Raw genomic sequence first — 20,035 nt, forward strand, 5'->3', positions numbered from 1 at the left:
TCAACAAAGTGATTAATCGCACTCTGGACATCCGGTGGCGGGCGCCCTAGCGTCGATTTCCACTACTCAACTAGTTGACTATGCGAGGCCGCTGATGCACCCGTTCCGCAAAGCCGTCGAAGAGCGCGACGAGAAGGGCATCCAGGCGATGCTGGCCGACACCGTGGTCTTCACCAGCCCGGTGGCGTTCAAGCCCTACGTCGGCAAGCCGATCACCGCCGCCATCCTGCGCGGCGTGTTACGAATCTTCCAGGACTTCCGCTACATCCGCGAGATCCACGACCCGAGCGGACGCGATCACGCCTTCGTGTTCGAGACCCGGATAGCCGGGGCGCCGGGGGTGAAGCTCACCGGCTGCGACTTCCTGCACTTCAACGACGACGGTCTCATCGACGACTTCATGGTGATGGTGCGGCCCCTGTCGGGCGCGACGGCGCTGTCCGAGGCGATGGGTGCCCAGTTTGATCGCATCCAACAGGAGGCGCTGGAATTGGCCAATCAATCCGGTAGCGCGTAGAAGTAGTGACCATGCGGATTGGACTGAGCATCAATTATGCGGGCGGGTTCAAGGACGTGGCCGCCGAAGTGGCCGACCTGGAACGCGCCGGACTGGACATTGTCTTTGTCCCCGAGGCGTATTCGTTCGACGCGGTGAGCGCGCTTGGCTACCTGGCCGCGAGCACCGAACGCGTCGGGTTGGCCTCGGGCATCCTGCAGTTGTACACCCGGACCCCCACCCTGACCGCGATGACCGCGGCCGGCCTGGACTACGTCTCCGACGGCCGGTTCACCCTCGGCCTGGGTGCCTCGGGCCCGCAGGTCATCGAGGGCTTCCATGGTGTTCCCTACGATGCCCCGATCGGCCGGACCCGTGAGGTCATCGACATCTGCCGCCAGGTGTGGCGGCGCGAGACCGTGCAACACCAGGGCAAGCACTACACGATCCCGCTGCCCGCCGACCGGGGCACCGGGCTCGGCAAGCCACTCAAGCTGATCAATCAACCTGTCCGCGAACGTATTCCGATACTGGTGGCCGCGCTGGGGCCCAAGAATGTCGAACTGGCGGCCGAGATCGCGGAGGGCTGGCAGCCGATCTTCTATCTGCCCGAAAAGGCGCAGGACGTGTGGGGAGAAGCTCTGGCGGCCGGGCGGGCCAAGCGCGACCCCGACCTGGGTGAGCTCGACATCTATGCCGGCCCGGTGTTGGCCATCGGTGAAAACGTCGAGCCGCTAAGGGAATTCGTCAAACCGCACCTGGCGCTATACATCGGTGGGATGGGCGCCAAGGGCAAGAATTTCTACCACGCGCTGGCCACGAAATACGGCTACGGCCCCGAAGCCGACCGGATTCAGGAGCTCTACCTGGCCGGTGACAAAGACGGTGCCGCCAAGGTTGTGCCCGACGATCTGGTGCGAGACGTCAACCTGATCGGTACCCGCGAATTCGTCAAGGAACGCCTGGCGGCGTTCCGCGAGGCGGGGGTGACCACGCTGAACGTGGCACCCATCGCGTCCACGACGGCTGAGCGGATCAAGTTGATCGAGACGCTGCGCCAATTGGTTTGATCGCCATCGCTGAGCCGGGCCAATCAGTTCTGCCGGTGACTATCCCGTTGTAACCGCACCGCTCTGGCGACCGCGGCCACCGAGGCCAGCGCCGCCATCACCGACAGGATCACCACCGAGGCCGGGGAGCCGACGGTGGCCAGGACGAGCGGCAGCGCGAAGCCGAGGTACGTGACGACGTAGAACACTCCCGTCAGCGCGCCGCGCAGGTGCGGCGGCGCGGCGGCCTCCAAGTCGATCAATCCTTCGCGCAGGCACAGCCCCGACGCGCAGCCGAGGACAAGCAATAGCGGCAGGCCCAGCGCCGGGGTCAGCGCCGGCGGCGCGATCGCAGCTGTCGCGTAACCCAGCGCGGCCAGCACCGCACCCGCCGTACCGGCCTGCGGGCCCCACCGCAGCGCGCGCGCCAGTATTTGAACGACACCGCTGACACCGTTGACGATCAGGGTGGCCGTGCCCGCCGCCATCGGAGCCGCGATCGCGGTGTGCAACCGGGTGGGGATGGTGACGAATCCCAGTGTCGCCGAGGCGTATACCCACGGCGCGAGCGGCATGGCCCAACTCAGGGCCCGGCTGAATCCGTTCACCGCCGGTGCCGCCCGTTCCGAGTCGTACTCCGTCGCCGGCCCGGTCACGTCGGTGTGCCGGGCCGCAGCGACGGCCAACGTTGCCAGCACGACAATGGCGGCGGCGACACCGAACGACACCCGGATGCCGGATCGTCCGACCAACACGATGAAGCCCCCGGCGAAGGGCCCGAGGGCGAAGCCGGCGGTCAGCACCGCTCCGGCGGTCGCGGCACCTGCCGGGCCTCTCAGATCCGAGGCCCATGCGGTGCACGAGCTGATGGCCAGGCCGACCCCGATACCGACGATCAGGCGACCCAGCAGCAGAGCGCCGGTGTGCTGGGACAGCAGCATCACCGCCGTCCCCAGCAGGGCGGCCGACGAACCAGCCAGCGCCACCGACCGGCGCCCGAGCGCGTCCGACGCGCGGCCGCCGACGAGCAACCCTGGCAGCAGCCCCAGCGCGTAAATGCCGAAGATTCCGTCGAGCGTGGCCGTGCTGAGGTGCTCGGTGTCGCTGATCACCGGCATCAACCCGACGAAGTGGTTGGCGACCCACCCCGTGGCCAGCAGCAGCGCCAACACGCTGACGAACAGCGTCTGGGTCCCCGCGGACTCACGCCGCGACCGGGCACTGTCACGGCGGCCGGTGCGCAGATTCGACAAGGTCACGGATCTCCTCCCCTACCAAACCCAAAGTGCGTGCGCGACCGACCGACGATGGTAGAACGCGATGTCACCTGGGCAGTTATTCCCGCTGGAAGTGATCACACCGCTTCAGGCACCCCGACGTCATCTGAATTTCGCCGTTCGCAGCGCGCCTGCAAACACGGCGGACCCAGTTCGGATGTCGCTTCGGGGTTTGAAATCAGGCGATTCGGTGTACTGATACCACTACTCGCACCCAGGAAGGCAAATGATGAAGTACATTGCGGCAGCCACGATCGCGATCTCCGTCTTGCTGTCCAGCGCGTGTTCGGCCTCGCAGGTCATCAACACCGGCGGCGACACGAAGTGCAAAGATTTCACCACGCAGGACGAGAAGAAGCAGAACGACGAAGTCAGCAAGATGCTCAAAGACAAGAGCGGCACTGACCCGACCAATGTGGAGATTTCCGCAACGCGGCTCTCGGCGATGACCTACTGCCAGACACTCGGCAAGCCCGACACCAAGATCTCTGAGGCACCACACGGCTGACCGCTGCCGAGGCGCGCCGCCGGTTCCCGATCGGGAGTCGGGCTGCACGCAATCACGAACGGCATAGCCGAAACTCGCGGCGACCGAGGTGATGGTGGCCACTACTGCGCGACCCCGGCTGCAAATCGGCAGTTGGCCCGAGGTCATCCGGGGCGGACCGGGGCGCCATTGAAATCATGACCACCTGAAACCTTCCGGCCCCGTCAGGAGCTTCCTAGGCTGCGCGGGTGATATCGACCAGCCCGGCGCCGGCACGGGTGTCGCTTCGTAGCGTCAACCGCACCTTCGGAACGCACACGGTGCTGCGCGATGTCGACATCGAAATCGAGCCGGGCGAGGTTGTCGCGCTGCTGGGCTCGTCGGGCAGCGGCAAATCGACCTTGCTGCGGCTGATCGCCGGTCTGGACGGCCCCACCGGCGGGCGCATCGAAATCGACGGTGAGGCCGTCCGGGGTATCGACCCGCGCTGCGCAGTGGTGTTCCAGGAGCCGCGCCTGTTGCCGTGGCGGTCGTTGTCGGCCAACGTCGAATTCGGCCTGACGCCGGGCACTGGACGGTCGAAAGGGTCTGCAGCAGTGCAGCATTGGCTCGACGTTGTCGGCTTGACCAACTTTCGCGATCACTATCCGCGACAGGTGTCCGGGGGGATGGCGCAACGTGCGGGCCTGGCCCGTGCCTTGGCGCGGCGCCCCAGCGTGCTGCTGCTGGACGAGCCGCTGGCCGCCCTCGACGCGCTGACCCGCCTGCGGATGCAGGATTTGCTCGACACGGTGCAACAGGAGGCCGGCACCACCACCGTGTTGGTCACCCACGACGTGGACGAGGCGGTGATTCTCGCCGATCGGGTGCTGGTCCTGCGCACCGACGCGACCGGCGGCGCCGGCATCGCCGCGGAATTCGACGTTGCGATTCCCAAACCACGCGACCGCGGCGATCCGCGCATCACCGCGCTGCGCGATCAGCTGTTGGAAGAACTCGGCGTCCCCCGACGCAGCAGTGACAGCCTGCGGCCCGCTGTCGAGGAGGACGCGAAAACATGGTGAAAGAGCGTTATCAGACGGCGATTTCGGTGATCGTGACCCTCATCGCGGTGTCTGGCTGCGGTTCGAGCGGCGGCACCACGGCGTCGAAAGACATTCGCCTGGACTACGCGTACTACAACCCGCTGAGCCTGGTGATACGCGATCAGCACTTGCTGGAAAAGCAGGGCTACAACGTCACGTGGGTGCTCTCGCAGGGCAGTAACAAGGCCAACGAGGGACTGCGATCGAAAGCCCTGGATCTGGGCTCCACCGGCGGGTCCCCCGCGTTGCTGGCGCGGGCCAACGGCACACCCATCAAGATCGTCGACGTGTACGCCAGGGGCGAATGGACGGCGCTGGTCGTTGCCAAGAACTCCCCGATCAACTCCGTGGCCGACCTGAAGGGCAAGAAGGTCGCCGTCACCAAGGGCACAGACCCGTATTTCTTCCTGCTGCAATCGCTTTCGACGGCCGGGCTTTCGGCGAGTGACATCGAAATCGTCAACCTGCAGCACGCCGACGGCAAGACCGCCCTCGAGCGCGGCGATGTCGACGCGTGGTCCGGATTGGACCCGTTCATGGCGGAGACGATTCAGCAATCGGGCTCCCGCATCATTTACCGCAACCCGGAATTCAATTCAGGCGGTGTGTTGAACGCCCGCGAGGATTTCATCACCGCCCATCCCGATTCTGTCCAGTTGGTGGTCAACACCTATGAGGAGGCCCGGAAGTGGGCAAAGACGCACCCGGCCGAGCTGGCGGCATTGCTGGCCTCGCAGGCGAAGGTGACGCTGAGCGTCGCCCAAGAGGAGTTGCAGCGAACGGCATTGGACATCGACCCGGTGCCGGGGGATTGGCTGCACGCGGTGCTGACCAGGGTCGAGCCGCTGGCGGTGGCCGACGGCGATATCAGATCGGACGACGCCGGCCGCAACGCACTGAACACGTTGTTCGAGCCGAAGTACGCCCAGCAGGCGCACTGACGAAACAGCCTGGGCCGCTGGCGAAGTTGCCGGTGGCCCTGGCTGGGTTGATCGTCCCGGCGCTGCTGCTGGTGATCTGGCAGCTTGCCACCGCGGTCACCGGGTATTTCTCACCCAGCCAGCTCCCGCCTCCCGCCGACGTCGTTTCCGCGGTGGGCGGACTGCTGCGGCACGGCGAGCTGTGGACGCACCTGAAGGCGAGCGGTGCGCGGGTTCTGGCCGGCTACCTGGCCGGCGCGGCGGCGGCGCTCGCGCTGGGTTCACTCATCGGGCTATCGGCCACCGGGCGCAGGTTGCTTGCCCCGACCGTCGCCGCCTTCCGTACCGTGCCGTCGCTGGCGTGGGTACCGTTGCTGCTCTTGTGGTTTGGCATCGACGAAACACCGAAGATCCTCATGGTCGCCATCGGTGCGTTTTTCCCGGTCTACACGACCACGGCGTCGGCACTCTCGCATGTCGACGCTCAGCTGCTGGAGGTGGGCCGGGCCTACGGGCGGCAGGGCGCCTCGCTGTTGAGGACAGTGATGCTGCCCGCCGCGGCGCCGGAGTTGGTGAACGGGCTGCGACTAGGCCTGGCGAACGCTTGGCTATTCGTGGTGGCCGCCGAACTGATCGCGTCCTCGAAGGGCCTTGGCTTTCTGCTGATCGACAGCCAAAACAGCGGTCGCACCGACGTGATGCTGCTGGCCATCGTGCTGCTGGCCGGGTTGGGCAAACTCACCGACGGGGCCCTGGGCGCTGTCGAGACCCGGATCGTGCGGCGGCGCGGGTAGTTTCCACCAGCAGGCAAGCGGCGGTGAGCAACTGCCACCCCGTGATCGTATACACGCTGCCGCGTTCCCAAGCGCCGTCAGGCAGCAGGAACGTCGTCGCAGTCGCAGAATTGATCGTCAGCATGGCCCAGCACAACAGGCCAAGGGCCGCAATCGCTTTGGATAGCCCGCGATACCGGCGCCAGCCGGCAAGCGGCCCGATGACACCGGCGCCCAGCAAGATGGCGGCGTTGCCCCCGACGATCGCCAGCACGGCGCCGGCGACGTGCGCCGTGCCGCTGTGCACCGATCCGACCACGATGTTGCCGACCGCGTTCGTGGCGACAGCGCCCAAAAATCCCCGCGCCCCTCGGTTGTCGGGGACACCCACGATCAGCGATGCCCCGAGAAAGAACAGGATGCCCTGCAGGTAGAACGCCCCATGCATCAAGTACGCGCGGGGCGAGTAGATCGGATGTCCGTGCACCAGTGTGCCGCTGGGAAGACCGAGATCGCTGATGTAGTTGCGTGTGTAGCTGTAGGGCGGCCCGAAGGCCGCGGCGGCGATCGCCTCCAGGACCAGGTAACCGATGGCCGCCACGATCCACAGGGCTGCGCCGCGCGTGCTGGCCAAGTTGTGTTCCATTTTGGTGGTCATGCTTTCACGTGGGGCCGGGTTACCCGCACAATAACGCGATGCGTGCAGTGCGGGAGATCGGGAGAAGCGCGGCGGGTGTTCGTCGCTGGCTGCTGACCGCCGCGCTGCTGGTGGCGGTGGTGGGATGCGGCGGGCCGGCGCACAATCGCGGTGCGCCGTCGTCGGGCGGTGTGTTCGCGGGTCCGATCGAGATCGGCAACGGCCGGCACCTGTATCTCGAATGCCACGGAAAGGGCGGGCCCACAGTCATTTTGGAGTCCGGGTATCACAACTCGTCGGATCCGTGGAGTCATTCCGACGCCACCGCGCCGGCAACGGGCCCGGCCGTGCTGCCGGCCCTGGCCGCCGACCACCGCGTGTGCGCCTACGATCGGCCCGGCACCCTGCGCTATCCCGATCCGCCCAGCATCTCCGACCGCAGTTCGCCGGTGGCCATGCCCCGCACCGCGCAGGACGTTGTCCAGGATTTGCATGCGTTACTCGCAGCCGCCCGTCTTCCGGGCCCGTACGTCCTGGTCGGGCACTCGCTGGGCGGGCTGTTCACCCGGCTGTATGCCCAGACCTATCCCGACCAGGTACGGGCGCTGGCGTTCGTCGATGCCTTTCCTGTCGAGATACCGGGCCTGCTGGGCGCGGACTGGCCGACCTATCGCCAGGCGTTGGACCAGCCGCTGCCTCAGTTCGCAAACTCGCCTGAGTTCGAGGAGATCGACATCGAGAAGAGTGTCGCCCAGGTTGGCGCGGCCCCGGCTTTCCCGCCCGTTCCCACCGTCGTGCTGACCAGGACCGAACCGTTCGCGATTCCCGGCAGCGTCACACCCGAGCAGGGCGCCAAGCTGGAGCAGGCGTGGCGAGAGGCCTCAGCGGATCTGATCGCGCTGCGGCCGCAGACACCGCACCTGATCGCGACCGGCAGCGACCATTTCATCCAGATCCACCAGCCCGATCTGGTGGTGGCCGGCGTGCGTCTGGCGATGCAACGGGCGCAGCCGAACCGCTGACCCGGCTAGAAGAAGGTCCCGGCGTGCGGCGCTTCGGGCACCGCGAACAGTCGATCGGCCACGTCCAGCGCGCCCGGATCGTCGGCCCGGGCCAACCCGGCGGCGGCGAGACTGCGCCAGCGCGTGCCGCCGAGCAACGCGGCACCCAGTCCGTCGATCCCCACGCAGACGTCGGCGCGGCGGGTCGTTGGTTCGGCGCCGTCGCCGGTGATCGTGAAGTTCGCTGAATTGCTCGGCAGCACTGGGTCGTTCACCGCGATCGTGACGGCCCCGCCGTCGACGTAGGAGCGCGCCGCCAGCGCACGCCGGGCATCGATGATCCGAAGCCACGTTTCGTCGTGCACCGCGGTGACCTTCGCCGCCCGGCGATCAACGAAAAGCCAGGGGAGCGCGTCGTCGATGGGTAGCATCCAAAACAGCACTCGGTGAACGAGATCCAGGCCGAGCAGGAATCGCAGCAGCCCGAGATAGGCGTCGGCGGTGGGCGCGAAGAAATCCTCGACCACGATGGTGCGCTGGTCGCTGACGAACCAATTCTCGGTGTCGACGGGCCGGTACCGGGCGAAGCCCGACTCGGAGCCCGGTTCGCCATGAACGGCGACATACCAAGCACCCGGCGAGGATTCGGTGCGACGCCGTGCGCTCTCCCACCACGTCCGCGGGCGATCGATGGTTCCGGGACGGGACGGACGATTGGCGTCATAGACGCGGGGCAAGATCTCCCAGACCTCGGCGGCGTCGAGCAACCGCACCGGACCACCCGGCCCGACCTCGGGGCGAAACGCCGCCCGCGCGCTCGTAATCTCCACGCTCTGGAAGCAACTCGCCACCCCGTAGCCGTATCGCTCATAGATGGTGGCCTCCGACGCCCGCAACGACGCGACCACCTCGCCGCGCTCGGCGATGTCGTGGAGCTGGTGGCCGATCAGCTCGGAGGCGACGCCCCTTCGGGTGTGCGACGGCAGCACCCCGATATGAGTCACGGCGGCGTGGCTGACGGTGGCTCCGCCCGGAAGGGTGAGGGTGCTCGTCACGGCGTCCGCGGTGCCGGCGAGTGCTCCGTCGATGAATGCGCCGATGGTGCGGCCGGGGTCGAGCAGCTTGGTGATCTGGCCGGGCGGCAGGTTCGAGATGGGCGGCAGGCCCACCATTGCGGTGCGAAACAATCTCGCCGCGGCGACGAGGTCGTCCTCGGTATCGAGAACCCGGATCTCGGTGGTCATCCGGCCATCATGTCGCGCCCGCGCACAGCGTCACCCGATGGGTGTGATGCCCGCGTTGGAAATCGTGAACCCACGGCCCGAGGACACCGTGCAGGTGACGCCATCGGCCTTGGACGCACAGCTGAACGGACCGACTGCGGCGGTCTGGCCGTAGGCCAGGACCGGCGTGCCGATCCCCGCGTTGCCGAGGCACGAAACACCCGTGCAGTTGGTGACCGCGCCGGTCGCGGACAGGCGCACGGAGGCGGGGGGCTCGTTGGTCTGGCAATAGGCCTCGTCGGGGATGCCGGGGTCCCGCTGGTAGTCGACCTCGCAACTGATGTTGCGCGACGGCGACAGGAAGGCACACACCGACGCCGTGCAGGCCGGGTTATCCGCGATCGCCCGGGGCGCGCCCACCCAGCAGCCGACGACGACGATTCCGAGTGCCGCGACGACCGCACGCTTCACGTGAGCCCCTAACGGTTCCTGTGCCGCAGAAGCTATCAGACGCAAGGACTTGTACGCCTGCTAACGGATGGGCAGGCCGGTCACCGCCCGCGAAATCACCAACCGCTGGATCTCGCTGGTGCCCTCGAAGATCGTGAAGATCTTTGCGTCACGGTGCATGCGCTCCACGGGGTAGTCGCGGGTGTAGCCGTTGCCGCCCAGGATCTGGATGGCCTCGTCGGTGACGTAGACCGCGGCCTCGCTCGCGACCAGCTTGGCCATCGAACCCTCGGCCGAGTCGAAGTTCTGGTTGTTGCGCGCCATCCAGCCGGCCCGCCACACCAGCAGCCGGGCCGCGTCGATACGGCTCTTCATATCCGCGAGCTTGAACGCCACCGCCTGAAACTCACCGATTTTGCGGCCGAATTGCTCACGCTGGCAGGCATAGTCGAGCGCGTACTCGTAGGCGGCCCGCGCGACGCCGACGGCCATCGCTCCGACCGTGGGCCGGGTGCGCTCGAAGGTCTTCATCGCCGCCTGGCCACCCGTGGAGGCACCGGACTTGACCCGGGCGATCCGCGCCTCGAATTTCTCCCGGCCGCCGAGGATGGCGTCCTCGGGCAGGCGGACGTTGTCGAGGACCACCTCGGCGGTGTGCGAGGCGCGGATCCCGTGCTTCTTGAACTTCTGGCCCTGCGCCAGACCTTTGGTGTCCGGCCCGATGACGAAGCTGGCCTGGCCGCGGGTACCGAGCTCGGGATAGACCGAGGCCACCACGATGTGCACGTTGGCGATGCCGCCGTTGGTGGCCCAGGTCTTGGTGCCGTTGAGCACCCACTCACCGGCCGCCTCGTCGTAGCGCGCCCGGGTGCGGATGCCGCCGACGTCGGAGCCCGCGTCGGGCTCCGATGAGCAGAAGGCACCCAGCTTGGGTTCGTCGGGGGTACCGAACATCTCGGGAAGCCAGCGTCCCAGTTGTTCGGGAGTCCCGTTGCCCGCCAACGCCGCCGCGGCCAGGCCAGTGCCCATGATGGACAGCGCGATGCCGGCGTCACCCCAGAACATCTCCTCGAACGCGGTCAGCATCCCCAGCCCGGTCTCTTCGGCGGCCTGCTGCGCAAAGAAGTCGGGGGAGTACAGGCCGACCTTTGCGGCCTCTTGGATCACCGGCCACGGGGTTTCCTCCCGTTCGTCCCATTCGGCCGCGGCCGGTCGGATGATGTCGGCCGCGAACTTGTGCACCCAATCGCGCACCTCGATCACGTCGTCAGACAGTTGCATGGAGAATGTCACAGCTGTGCTCCTGAAAGGTTGCGAATCAACGGTTTCTGTACTGGTGGAGGACGCTGACCGTCTGGTTGACCCACGCCTCGAAGTACCGTTCTTCATCGGTGTTGCCGGGCAGGCGACCGGTCAGCGCTTGCAGCGTCGCCGCGTAGGACAGCGACCCGATCGCGACCGCCGCGGCCGCTTCGGGATCGGGAATGCTGGTGCGGCCGGACCGATTTGACGCGGCCAGTTCGTCGGCGAAGCGTTGGTAGGCGTTGTCGGTGATCACCTGCCACGTCTTCTCATCGAGATCGCCGAGCTCGTCGGGTTCGCGCAGCATGACCTTGAGCAGATCCTCGCTCTGTTTGAGGTTGCTCCAGATCAGCTGGCCGGCGATGCGCACCGCCCGCTCAACGCTGCCCGGTTGCCCCGCGTCGTATTGCTCTCGCGCGGCCACGATGCTGTCGATCCGGTGTGCGACCGCCGCCTCGAGTAGCTCGCGCTTGGAGCCGAAGTGCTTGTAGAGCGCGCCCGAGCCGGGCGCCAGCCCGGACTCCCGCTGGATGTCGGCCACTGACGTCGCCGCGTAGCCCTTGGCGGCGAAGAGCCGCAGGGCTGCGGAGAGCAGCCGGTCGCGTCCCGAGGCGAGCATAGGTGAGAGAGTACTCACTCACGCTGGTCAAGCCAAAATCGGCCCGGTTTTGGCACGTGACGGAGGAGACGGCGCGGCGGTTAGCGTTAAATTCTTGCGAAACGCCACTGCGCTTGAGCGCGCCGGACCGGTACGGCTGTGAGGGTTGTACTCAGGTTGGTTGATAAGGACCGGCGACCCACTGAAGGAGCCTGACATTCGCGTCCTACCGCGTGTAGAGCTGCCGATGCGGGTGCTGTCGCTGCGCACCATCGTCATCGTCGCCGCCATATCGGTGATGACCCTGGTCGTCCTGCTGGGCACCTGGGTCTGGGTGGGCGTCACCAACGATCAGTACAACCAGCTCGATCGGCGGCTCGATTCGGTCAGCAGCCTCGGTGACATCAGCAGCCTGCTCAACAACGCGGAGCACACGAGTCCGGACCGGCCCGCGCCGGACGGCAACCTGGTGCGCACCGCGCGCATCGGCGGGGTGACCGTGTCGGTGCCGAGCAGCATCGTGTTGCCCCAGCTTCCCGACGGCTATGCGAACACCACCATCAACGGGGTGCAGTACCGCGTCCGTACCTTCACCGCGGGCCCCGCCTCGATAGCGCTGGCCGCGCCGTTGGCCGAAGCCCAGCATCGGATCAACGAATTGCACCTGCGGGTGTTACTCATCTGCGCCAGCGTGATCGGCGGCACCGTCGTGGTGGGCTGGGTGATCTCGCTGATCATGGTCAACCCGTTCCTCTTACTGGCGCAGCAGGCCCGGGCGATCAACGCGCAGTCCAGTCCCGACGAGGTGCAGGTGCGCGGCGTGCGTGAGGCCGTGGAGATCGCCGAAGCGGTAGAGGGAATGCTGGCCCGCATCGGCAAGGAGCAGGAGCGCACCAAGGCCGCCCTCGAATCGGCCCGCGACTTCGCCGCAGTCGCCTCCCACGAGTTGCGCACGCCGCTGACCGCGATGCGCACCAACCTGGAGGTGCTGTCCACCCTGGACCTGCCGCCCGAGCAGCGACACGAGGTCATCGGCGACGTCATCCGCACCCAGAGCCGCATCGAGGCCACCCTGACTGCGCTGGAGCGGCTGGCCCAGGGCGAACTGACCACAGTCGATGATTTCGTCCCGTTCGACATCACCGAGCTGTTGGATCGTGCCGCTCACGACGCGCTACGCGTCTACCCCGACGTCGAGGTGTCGCTGGTGCCCTCGCCGACGGTGCTGATGATCGGGCTGCCCACGGGTCTGCGGCTGGTCATCGACAACGCCATCGCCAACGCCGTCAAGCACGGCAACGCCGGCAAGATCCTGCTGACCGTAGGCAGCTCTGCTGAGGGTGTGGAGATCGCGATCGACGACGACGGCGCCGGGGTCCCGGAGTCCGAACGCGCCACGGTCTTCGAACGCTTCGCCCGCGGGTCGACGGCCTCACGGTCGGGATCGGGACTAGGCCTGGCGCTGGTCGCCCAGCAGGCCGAATTACACGGGGGCACAGCGGCATTGCAGACCAGCCCGCTGGGCGGCACCCGGCTGCTGTTGCGGCTGGCCGGTGATGGGCGTGGCCCGGCGTAGCTGTGGTTCGCCGGCGCCGGCCCGCCACCGTGCGCTCCACGCGCTCGATGTCGGACAATGAGCCATGCTCGGCCACCTCGGCATCAACGTGCCCGATTTGTCAGCCGCAAAACGGTATTACGACGCGCTGATGCCTCTTGTCGACTTCGAGGCGTTCTTTCATGCCGACGACGAGTTTTCCTATCGGCCTGCCAAAAACAAACCGGGCACTTACTTGTTCTTCTATTCGGCGGTCGAGCCGCATGAGTACTCGTCGCAGCGAGCCGGGCTGCAGCATCTGGCATTCATTGTGCGGCGGCGGTCGTCGGTGCGGGCGGTGCATGATCACGTCGTCCGGATCGGAGGCACCGTCATCCACCCGCCGCGCCATTTCCCGCAATATCCCGGTCATTATTACGCCACCTTTTGGTACGACCCGTTCGGCATCAAACTCGAAGCCGTATGCCATCACGACCGTGACTAGATAAAGGGCATGATGCGGGCGCACCAGGTAACCGCGGTGCATTTGTGACTGCCGAGTCTTGAGTGGCGACTGAGGTTTATAGACGACGCGTTCTGGGATCCGGATCTTTCGCCCCCGGGGCCAGCGTTACTTAACTGAATTTCGGGCCTAAGTTCCGCCAAAACTGCACTGAATACAAGATCAACGAAACCGCACTACACTAAGGCCCCAAGCACGTGGATTTGGGTTGAGCGTTCGGAGGGAAATCATGGTATTCACGTCGGTGCAGACAGAGGCGGTTCTGGCGTCGGCAGGTGCGGAGTCGGCCATCAGCGCTGAGACCCAAGCGGCGGCTTCGGCGGCCGCGCCGGTCCTGCTGGGGGTGCTGCCGATGGGCGGTGACCCCGACTCGGCCATGTTCGCGGCGGCGCTCAACGCCTGCGGTGGCAGCTATCTGGGCGTAGTGTCCGAGCACGCCGCCCAGCGCGGCCTGTTCGCCGGCACGCAGAGCATCGCCTCGAGCACGTACCTCGTCACCGAGCTCATGCGCAGCTTGACGATGGCAATCGGGGCTTAGGGCTCAGCGACGTAAAAGGGGGAAGTACGCATGGCCGATCCGGGGTGGGCTGCGCGTACGCCTGAGGAAAACGACCTGCTGCTCAAGGCGGGGGCCGGCGTCATCACTCACTTGGCGAACCAGGCCGCCTGGACTGCCTTGGCGGCCACCCATCACGGCTCCAGCATCGCCTCGACGATCAACACCGTGGCGACGTCGGCGAGCTGGACGGGCTCGGGTTCGTTGGCCTCGGCGTCAAACGCGACCGCGCTGAACGCGTCACTGCACGGGCTGGCCGGCTGGGTCGACGTCAAGCCGGCGGTGGTCTCGACCGCGGTCTCGGCGTATCAAATGGCCTATGGCTCAATGCGTCCCGCGCCCGAGTGCATCGGGAATCGTACCGAGACCGCCGCCGATTACGGCATCAACCCGCTGGTCCTCGGCGCACTGACGCCACGGATCACGTCGCTGGAGCTCGAGTACTTCGGGTCGATGTGGCCGAACAACTCCGCGGTCGGGGCCAGCTACGGAACGATCCTGACGGCCTTGTCGCAAAGCCTGACCATTCCTCCGCCGATCGCGTCCGTGGGTGCGTCGCCGGCCGCCCCCGCGCAGGCGGCAGCGGCGATAGGCGAGTCGGCGGCGGACGAAGGGGCCGGCGACGGCATGCGCGCCGCCATGCAGGGCGCGCAGACGGGGACCCAGGGAGCCGGTCAGGCGGCGTCGGGAGGCCAGGACTTCATGAGTCAGGCCGGCTCGTTGATGCAGCCCGCACAGCAACTGATGGGGGCGGTCCCGCAGGTGATGCAGGCCCCCATGCAGATGATGCAGGCTCCGATGCAGATGATGCAGCCGCTGATGGGCATGTTCGCCAATCCGGGCGCCATGGGCATGGGCGGTGCGACGCCGGCCGTTTCGGCGGTTTCGGCCACCACGGGGCTTTCCGCAGCGGAGGCCGGGGCGAGCGGGGGCGCATCGATGGGCGGCGCGGGCATGCCCGCAACCAGTTTCACCCGTCCGGTCAGCGCCTTCGAGCCCGCCACCAGTGGCCGGCCGGTGGGGCTGCGGCCGGCCGGGGCATTAGGCGCCGAGGCCATGCGACCGCAGACCACGACGATGGGTGGTGCCCCGATGGGCGGAATGCCCGTGGGGCACGGGGCGGGAGGCGACCGCGGCTCCCGTGACAAGGCAGACCAACCCGCGACCGTGCGGGTCGTCGACGCTCGAGTGTGAAGCCACTGGTGAAAGGTGAATCGACAGGTCCAAATAGCCGCCATACACTTCGCTTCATGCCCTCACGGGGGGCGGCCCACCGGAGAAGGAGAATTCCGTGACAATCAAAGTAACACCGCAAATGCTTCGCGACGCTTCCAACGCTATCCAGGCAAACATGGAACACGCGATCGGAATTGGCCAGGGATACGTCGCGAATCAGGAAAACGTGATGAATCCGTCCACCTGGTCTGGCTCGGCTGTGACCGCGTCGCACGCGACGGCGATCGAGGTTCAAAACGACTTGAACAAAGTCTTGACCGGCGGCACACGGCTTGCCGAAGGCCTTACGAAGGCGGCGGCACTGATGGAAGGCCACGAGGCGGATTCTTCGCACGCGTTCACCGCGCTATTCGGCGGCCACGGCTCCTAACCACCCATTCATTCGCAATTCCATTAATGGTCTTCTGAAAGGAACTTCACAATGTCCGACCCGATCACTTATAACCCGGGGGCCGTAGCCGACTTCGCCACCGACGTCGCCTCCCGCGCCGGCCAGTTGCAGTCGATTTTCGACGACACCTCCAACCGCACGCACGCCCTGCAGGAATTCTTCGCCGGCCATGGCGCATCAGGCTTCTTCGAGGCGCAGGCGCAGATGCTGTCCGGTCTGCAGGGTCTCATCGACACCATCCGCCAGCACGGGGTGACCACCTCCCACGTGCTGGACAACGCGCTCAGCACGGACCAGCACATCGCCGGTCTGTTCTGAGTCCGCTCAACCACACCAAGACAAGCGAGGGTGGGGCAGATGCGCCGGGCGTGTGTGCCCCACCTTTGGTCTCTTATCCACCGGTCGGGCGGCTCACCAGTGAGGTCAAAGCGACATGCTGACAACGACGGTCGATGGCTTATGGGTTTTGCAGGCGCTCACCGGGGTGGAGCAAACCTGCCCTGAGCTGGGACTGCGTCCGATGCTGCCGCGACTGGACACCCCGGAGCGCGCGAGGAGCCACCCCGCGGCCGCCGATTTGGTGTCCGCCGGTGCGCTCGACGAGGCGGGCAATGTCGATCCGATGATCCGCGAGTGGCTGACGGTCCTGTTACGGCGGGACCTGGGGCTGCTGGTGATGATCGGGGTTCCGGGCCGCGAGCCGACGCGCGCATCGATTTGCCGTTTCGCGACGTGGTGGGTGGTGTTGGAACGCCACGGCGACATGGTGCGGTTGTATCCCGCGGGCACGGCCGGCAACGAAGCGTCGGCCAGTGACCTCCTGGTCGGTCAGATCGAGCGGCTGTGCGGCGTCGCCGAGACGGCGCCGCTGAAGCCGGTCACCCTCGACACCGAGCAGTTGCTCAACTCGGTGCGCGACACCGCCAGCTTGCGCTCGTTCCTGCTCGAACAGCGCCTCGACGCCGACCAGCTGCAGATGGTCCTGACGGCCGCCGACCCCGCGCGGTCCGCGCAGGCGAACATCGTGGGGCTGCAGGCCGGTGTCGGGCCGGACGAATTGGCGCGGATCGCCGTCGGCGATTCGACGGTGTCCATCGTCGACACCCCCGCGGGCCGGATCTGCATCGAGAGCGTCACCTCGGGCCAGCGTCAGTACCAGATTCTCTCGCCGGGCTCGCGCACGGACATCAGCGGAGCCATTCAACGGCTCATCCGCCGGCTGCCCGCCGGCGACGAGTGGCACTCGTATCGGCGAGTGGTGTGAGGAGTGTGCTCGGCTACCGGACGCCAACCGCGCATGGTGTGCGGGAAGCGAACCGATGAAACTAACTTAGATAACCAAAGTCTTGGAATAGCAACGCCTGTCGTACTTGAAAGGTTTCTGAACGGGTAAACGCGGTATCGCCAACCGTGTTAGCATCTCGTCGTGACGAGCCCTTGGAATGACCCGAATATGTCGGACGAAGGAGCGCTCAGACGGGGGGATCCGTCAGGGGGCAGCAACTTCCCGGATTCGGTATCCGACACGATGCGTATTACCGATCTGGCCGCGCCGCGAAAAATTCCACCAGGGTCGGGATGGCGGAAATTCATTTACTCCATCTCGTTTCACAAAATAAATCCCGGTGAGTCGCCCCGTGAGCGGCACTACCGGGATTTGCAGAATCGCATCCGCCGGCATATTCGACGGCAATACGTCATCACGGTCGTCTCCGGCAAGGGCGGCGTGGGCGTCACGACGCTCGTCGCCTGCCTCGGGGGTGTGTTCCGGGAATGCCGCCCGCAGAACGTGATTGCGATCGACGCCGTCCCGGGCTTCGGGACTCTGGCCGACCGCATCGACGAATCCCCGCCCGGCGACTACACCGCCATCATCAACGACACCGATGTCCAGGGCTACGCGGATATTCGAGAACATCTGGGCCAAAACGTCATTGGGCTCGACGTCCTGGCCGGAAACCGGACCTCCGACCAGCCCAGGCCGCTGGTGCCCGCGATGTTTTCCGGGGTGCTGTCGCGGCTGCGGCGCACCCACACCGTGATGATCGTCGACACCTCTCCGGACCTCGAGCACGAAGTGATGAAGCCGGTGCTGGAGAACACCGACACCCTCGTGTTCGTCTCCGGCATCACCGCGGACCGGTCACGTCCGGTGCTGCGGGCGGTCGATTACCTGCGGTCGCAGGGTTACCACGAATTGGTCTCGCGCAGCACCGTGATTGTCAACCACACCGACCAGATCACCGACAAGGATGCGTTGGCTTACCTGACCGAGCGGTTCACCAAGGTCGGGGCGACGGTCGAAGTGCTGCCGTTTGATCCCCACCTCGCCAAAGGCGGCATCATCGATACGGTTCACGAGCTGAATAAGAAATCGCGATTGCGCCTCTTCGAAATCACCGCCGGGTTGGCGGACAAATACATTCCTGACGCCGAGCGGTCCGTGCCGTGACAGCGCCGCATAAGGTCGCCTTCCCGGCGCGTTGTGCGGTCAACATTTCTTACGAGAAGCACCTGTGTTCGCAGGTATTCCCCGCCGGAATTCCGATGGAGGGATTCTTCGAGGGAATGGTCGAGCTGTTCGATGCCGATTTGAAGCGCAAAGGCTTTGACGGCATCGCATTGCCCGCCGGCAGCTACGAACTCCACAAGATCAACGGCGTTCGCCTCGATATCAACAAAAGCCTCGACGAGCTGGGCGTCCAGGACGGCGACACCCTGGTGCTGGTGCCCCGGGTCGACGGCGAGTCGTTCGAACCGCAATACGAGTCGCTGTCCACGGGGTTGGCGGCCATGGGCAAGTGGCTGGGCCGCGACGGTGGCGATCGGATGTTCGCGCCGGTGACACCGTTGACGGCCGCACACACCGCGGTCGCGGTGATCGCGATGGCCGTCGGGGTCGTGGCGGCCCTGACCCTGCGGGCACGGACCTTCACCGACGGCCCCATCCCGGCCACGGTGTCGGGCGCCGTCGGCGCCCTGCTGCTGGTCGCGACGCTGGTGGTGCGGAGCGGGTGGCGGGAGCGGCGCGACCTGTTCAGCGGGTTCGCCTGGCTGGCGGTGTTGTCGCTCGCCACCGCCGGTGCCTGCGCGCCCCCCGGTGTGCTGGGTGCGGCTCATGGCCTCATCGGCGCCGTCGTGGTGATCCTGGGCGCCATCGCCATCGGGGTGACCGCGCGAAACCGTTGGCAGACAGCGGTGGTCACCGCGGTGGTGACCGTCTGCGGGATCCTGGCCGCCGTCGCCGCCGTCCGCATGTTCCGGCCGGCCTCGGCCCAGGTGCTGGCGGTCTGCGTGTTGGTCGGATTGCTTGTCCTGGTCCGGATGGCCCCCCTGATCGCGTTGTGGGTGGCGCGGGTCAGACCGCCGCATTTCGGATCGATCACCGGCCGTGATCTGTTCGCGCGGCGCGAGGGAATGCCCGTCGACACGGTGTCTCCGGTCAGTGAGGACGAATCCGAGGACGAGGACAACGAATTGACCGACATCACCGCGCGCGGTGCCGCGATCGCCGCCTCGGCGCGCTTGGTCAACGCGGTCCAGGTGGGCCTGTGCGTCGGGGTGTCGGTAGTGCTGCCCGCCGCGGTGTGGGGCGTGTTGACGCCGGGACGCCAGTGGGCGTGGTTGGCGCTGGTGGTCGCCGGGCTCGTGGTGGGCATCTTCCTCACCCAGGGGCGAGGGTTCGCCGCCAAATATCAGGCCATAGCGCTCGTGTGCGGGGCGTCCGCCGCGGTGTGCGCGGGGGTGGTCAAATACGCGGTCGCCGCGCCGAACGACGCCATGACCGGGCTGATGTGGCCGGTGGTGGCGGTGGCGACGTTCGCCGCGTTGGGTTTGGCCGCGGCACTTTTGGTGCCGGCCATGAGGTTTCGGCCATTCATCCGGTTGACCGTGGAATGGGTGGAAGTGCTCGCGTTCATCGTCCTGTTGCCGGCGGCGGCGGCCTTGGGAGGGCTCTTCACGTGGATTCGCCACTGAAAAGGGCCGCGGCGGTGACCGCCGCCGTCACCCTGGTCGCGTTATCAGCCAACATCCCTGCCGCACTTGCCATTACACCACCCATGGTGGATCCGGGAATGGTGCCGCCGGACGGTCCGCCACGATCCGACCAGCCGATGCGCCGCGCCAACAGCTGCTCGACCCCGATCACCGTGCGCAACCCCGATGTCGCGCAGATGGCACCCGGCTTCAACCTGCTGAACATCACGAAGGCGTGGCAGTACAGCACCGGCAACGGCGTGCCCGTGGCGGTCATCGACACCGGGGTCTCGCCGAACTCGCGACTACCGGTGGTGCCCGGTGGCGACTACATCATGGGCGAGGACGGTCTGTCGGATTGCGACGCGCACGGCACGATCGTCGGCTCGATCATCGGCGCTGCGCCGCAAGGGATTTTGCCAATGCCGCGGCCGATGCCCGCCACTCCGGCGTTCCCTCCGCCGGCCGGCCCGCCGCCGGTCGCCGGGGCACCGCCCCCGCCGGTCGAAGTTCCACCCC

At 66.6% G+C, this 20,035-nt stretch carries 22 protein-coding genes and 1 pseudogene; 17 read left to right on the forward strand and 6 right to left on the reverse strand.

The annotated features are described in order from the left end of the window. Positions 1 to 94 precede the first annotated feature (94 nt). A complete protein-coding gene (locus A5760_RS05875) occupies positions 95 to 517 on the forward strand; it encodes a nuclear transport factor 2 family protein (protein WP_064878572.1) in 423 nt (140 codons plus the stop codon). An 11-nt stretch (positions 518 to 528) separates the two neighbouring features. Continuing rightward, the gene (locus A5760_RS05880; protein ID WP_064878638.1) at positions 529 to 1,566 is read left to right on the forward strand and encodes an LLM class F420-dependent oxidoreductase; all 1,038 of its coding nucleotides are present in this window, start codon (positions 529 to 531) and stop codon (positions 1,564 to 1,566) included. A 23-nt stretch (positions 1,567 to 1,589) separates the two neighbouring features. Here the strand turns inward: A5760_RS05880 and A5760_RS05885 are convergent, their stop codons facing one another. After that, positions 1,590 to 2,804: an MFS transporter gene (locus A5760_RS05885; protein ID WP_082279361.1), complete on the reverse strand. Its 1,215-nt coding sequence runs from the start codon at positions 2,802 to 2,804 to the stop codon at positions 1,590 to 1,592. 244 nt (positions 2,805 to 3,048) lie between these two features. Between A5760_RS05885 and A5760_RS05890 the strand changes: the two genes are divergently transcribed. The 4 genes from A5760_RS05890 (at position 3,049) to A5760_RS05905 (ending at position 6,108) form a co-directional block, all read left to right on the forward strand. Beyond that, positions 3,049 to 3,330: a hypothetical protein gene (locus tag A5760_RS05890; protein ID WP_064878573.1), complete on the forward strand. Its 282-nt coding sequence runs from the start codon at positions 3,049 to 3,051 to the stop codon at positions 3,328 to 3,330. Positions 3,331 to 3,587: 257 nt separating this feature from the next. Further along, positions 3,588 to 4,373 (forward strand): ABC transporter ATP-binding protein, encoded by a 786-nt coding sequence (locus A5760_RS05895; protein ID WP_082279362.1) that lies wholly within the window; start codon positions 3,588 to 3,590, stop codon positions 4,371 to 4,373. Then, positions 4,367 to 5,335, forward strand: a complete 969-nt coding sequence (locus tag A5760_RS05900) for an aliphatic sulfonate ABC transporter substrate-binding protein (protein WP_419538224.1) — start codon at positions 4,367 to 4,369, stop codon at positions 5,333 to 5,335. Before A5760_RS05895 ends, A5760_RS05900 begins: the two co-directional genes overlap by 7 nt. Before the next feature lie 71 nt (positions 5,336 to 5,406). Next, the gene (locus A5760_RS05905; protein WP_064878641.1) at positions 5,407 to 6,108 is read left to right on the forward strand and encodes an ABC transporter permease; all 702 of its coding nucleotides are present in this window, start codon (positions 5,407 to 5,409) and stop codon (positions 6,106 to 6,108) included. Here the strand turns inward: A5760_RS05905 and A5760_RS05910 are convergent. Beyond that, the gene (locus A5760_RS05910; RefSeq protein WP_064878577.1) at positions 6,053 to 6,745 is read right to left on the reverse strand and encodes a DUF998 domain-containing protein; all 693 of its coding nucleotides are present in this window, start codon (positions 6,743 to 6,745) and stop codon (positions 6,053 to 6,055) included. The genes A5760_RS05905 and A5760_RS05910 overlap by 56 nt on opposite strands. Positions 6,746 to 6,783: 38 nt before the next feature. Here A5760_RS05910 and A5760_RS05915 point away from each other — a divergent pair, with 38 nt between their 5' ends. Beyond that, complete coding sequence (locus A5760_RS05915) at positions 6,784 to 7,746, forward strand: alpha/beta fold hydrolase (protein WP_155764221.1); 963 nt, start codon at positions 6,784 to 6,786, stop codon at positions 7,744 to 7,746. Between the two features lie 5 nt (positions 7,747 to 7,751). Here the strand turns inward: A5760_RS05915 and A5760_RS05920 are convergent, their stop codons facing one another. The 4 genes from A5760_RS05920 to A5760_RS05935 are packed head-to-tail and all read right to left on the reverse strand — an operon-like array spanning position 7,752 to position 11,319. Next, entirely contained in the window at positions 7,752 to 8,969 is a 1,218-nt protein-coding gene (locus A5760_RS05920) for a GNAT family N-acetyltransferase (protein ID WP_064878580.1), read from the reverse strand. 30 nt (positions 8,970 to 8,999) lie between these two features. Next, entirely contained in the window at positions 9,000 to 9,419 is a 420-nt protein-coding gene (locus A5760_RS05925; protein WP_064878582.1) for a hypothetical protein, read from the reverse strand. A gap of 60 nt (positions 9,420 to 9,479) precedes the next feature. Continuing rightward, on the reverse strand, positions 9,480 to 10,691 hold the full coding sequence (locus A5760_RS05930) for an acyl-CoA dehydrogenase family protein (RefSeq protein ID WP_064878584.1): 1,212 nt from the start codon (positions 10,689 to 10,691) through the stop codon (positions 9,480 to 9,482). 25 nt (positions 10,692 to 10,716) lie between these two features. After that, positions 10,717 to 11,319, reverse strand: a complete 603-nt coding sequence (locus A5760_RS05935; protein ID WP_064878586.1) for a TetR/AcrR family transcriptional regulator — start codon at positions 11,317 to 11,319, stop codon at positions 10,717 to 10,719. Between the two features lie 226 nt (positions 11,320 to 11,545). Here A5760_RS05935 and A5760_RS05940 point away from each other — a divergent pair, with 226 nt between their 5' ends. The 10 genes and pseudogenes from A5760_RS05940 to A5760_RS05985 form a co-directional block, all read left to right on the forward strand. After that, entirely contained in the window at positions 11,546 to 12,874 is a 1,329-nt protein-coding gene (locus A5760_RS05940; protein ID WP_064878588.1) for a sensor histidine kinase, read from the forward strand. A gap of 64 nt (positions 12,875 to 12,938) precedes the next feature. Beyond that, positions 12,939 to 13,337 (forward strand): VOC family protein, encoded by a 399-nt coding sequence (locus tag A5760_RS05945; protein ID WP_064878590.1) that lies wholly within the window; start codon positions 12,939 to 12,941, stop codon positions 13,335 to 13,337. A 247-nt stretch (positions 13,338 to 13,584) separates the two neighbouring features. Continuing rightward, on the forward strand, positions 13,585 to 13,893 hold the full coding sequence (locus A5760_RS05950) for a PE domain-containing protein (protein WP_064878592.1): 309 nt from the start codon (positions 13,585 to 13,587) through the stop codon (positions 13,891 to 13,893). A 30-nt stretch (positions 13,894 to 13,923) separates the two neighbouring features. Next, positions 13,924 to 15,105 (forward strand): PPE family protein, encoded by a 1,182-nt coding sequence (locus tag A5760_RS05955; RefSeq protein WP_064878594.1) that lies wholly within the window; start codon positions 13,924 to 13,926, stop codon positions 15,103 to 15,105. Positions 15,106 to 15,202: 97 nt separating this feature from the next. Continuing rightward, a complete protein-coding gene (locus tag A5760_RS05960; protein WP_064878596.1) occupies positions 15,203 to 15,517 on the forward strand; it encodes a WXG100 family type VII secretion target in 315 nt (104 codons plus the stop codon). Positions 15,518 to 15,568: 51 nt separating this feature from the next. Next, on the forward strand, positions 15,569 to 15,856 hold the full coding sequence (locus A5760_RS05965; protein WP_007771836.1) for a WXG100 family type VII secretion target: 288 nt from the start codon (positions 15,569 to 15,571) through the stop codon (positions 15,854 to 15,856). A 115-nt stretch (positions 15,857 to 15,971) separates the two neighbouring features. After that, a complete protein-coding gene (locus tag A5760_RS05970) occupies positions 15,972 to 16,802 on the forward strand; it encodes an ESX secretion-associated protein EspG (RefSeq protein ID WP_064878598.1) in 831 nt (276 codons plus the stop codon). Positions 16,803 to 16,964: 162 nt separating this feature from the next. Next, entirely contained in the window at positions 16,965 to 17,990 is a 1,026-nt protein-coding gene (locus tag A5760_RS05975; RefSeq protein WP_139334722.1) for a MinD/ParA family ATP-binding protein, read from the forward strand. Further along, positions 17,987 to 19,516 carry a type VII secretion integral membrane protein EccD gene (eccD, locus tag A5760_RS05980; RefSeq protein WP_082279363.1) on the forward strand — a complete coding sequence of 510 codons (1,530 nt, stop codon included), beginning with the start codon at positions 17,987 to 17,989 and terminating at the stop codon, positions 19,514 to 19,516. The genes A5760_RS05975 and eccD overlap by 4 nt, the downstream gene beginning before the upstream one ends. Continuing rightward, positions 19,501 to 20,035, forward strand: a pseudogene (locus A5760_RS05985) (type VII secretion-associated serine protease); the annotation flags it as partial. The gene eccD and the pseudogene A5760_RS05985, both read left to right, overlap by 16 nt.

The organism is Mycobacterium colombiense (genome assembly GCF_001665835.1).
Classification (GTDB): domain Bacteria; phylum Actinomycetota; class Actinomycetes; order Mycobacteriales; family Mycobacteriaceae; genus Mycobacterium; species Mycobacterium colombiense_A.

Coding starts and splice junctions, on each gene's coding strand:
- A5760_RS05900 (WP_419538224.1), top strand. CDS start 4,367: ATGGTGAAAGAGCGTTATCAGACGGCGATTTCGGTGATCGTGACCCTC.
- A5760_RS05890 (WP_064878573.1), top strand. CDS start 3,049: ATGATGAAGTACATTGCGGCAGCCACGATCGCGATCTCCGTCTTGCTG.
- A5760_RS05920 (WP_064878580.1), bottom strand. CDS start 8,969: ATGACCACCGAGATCCGGGTTCTCGATACCGAGGACGACCTCGTCGCC.
- A5760_RS05935 (WP_064878586.1), bottom strand. CDS start 11,319: ATGCTCGCCTCGGGACGCGACCGGCTGCTCTCCGCAGCCCTGCGGCTC.
- A5760_RS05910 (WP_064878577.1), bottom strand. CDS start 6,745: ATGACCACCAAAATGGAACACAACTTGGCCAGCACGCGCGGCGCAGCC.
- A5760_RS05915 (WP_155764221.1), top strand. CDS start 6,784: ATGCGTGCAGTGCGGGAGATCGGGAGAAGCGCGGCGGGTGTTCGTCGC.
- A5760_RS05955 (WP_064878594.1), top strand. CDS start 13,924: ATGGCCGATCCGGGGTGGGCTGCGCGTACGCCTGAGGAAAACGACCTG.
- A5760_RS05875 (WP_064878572.1), top strand. CDS start 95: ATGCACCCGTTCCGCAAAGCCGTCGAAGAGCGCGACGAGAAGGGCATC.
- A5760_RS05950 (WP_064878592.1), top strand. CDS start 13,585: ATGGTATTCACGTCGGTGCAGACAGAGGCGGTTCTGGCGTCGGCAGGT.
- A5760_RS05880 (WP_064878638.1), top strand. CDS start 529: ATGCGGATTGGACTGAGCATCAATTATGCGGGCGGGTTCAAGGACGTG.
- A5760_RS05940 (WP_064878588.1), top strand. CDS start 11,546: ATGCGGGTGCTGTCGCTGCGCACCATCGTCATCGTCGCCGCCATATCG.
- A5760_RS05970 (WP_064878598.1), top strand. CDS start 15,972: ATGCTGACAACGACGGTCGATGGCTTATGGGTTTTGCAGGCGCTCACC.
- A5760_RS05965 (WP_007771836.1), top strand. CDS start 15,569: ATGTCCGACCCGATCACTTATAACCCGGGGGCCGTAGCCGACTTCGCC.
- A5760_RS05945 (WP_064878590.1), top strand. CDS start 12,939: ATGCTCGGCCACCTCGGCATCAACGTGCCCGATTTGTCAGCCGCAAAA.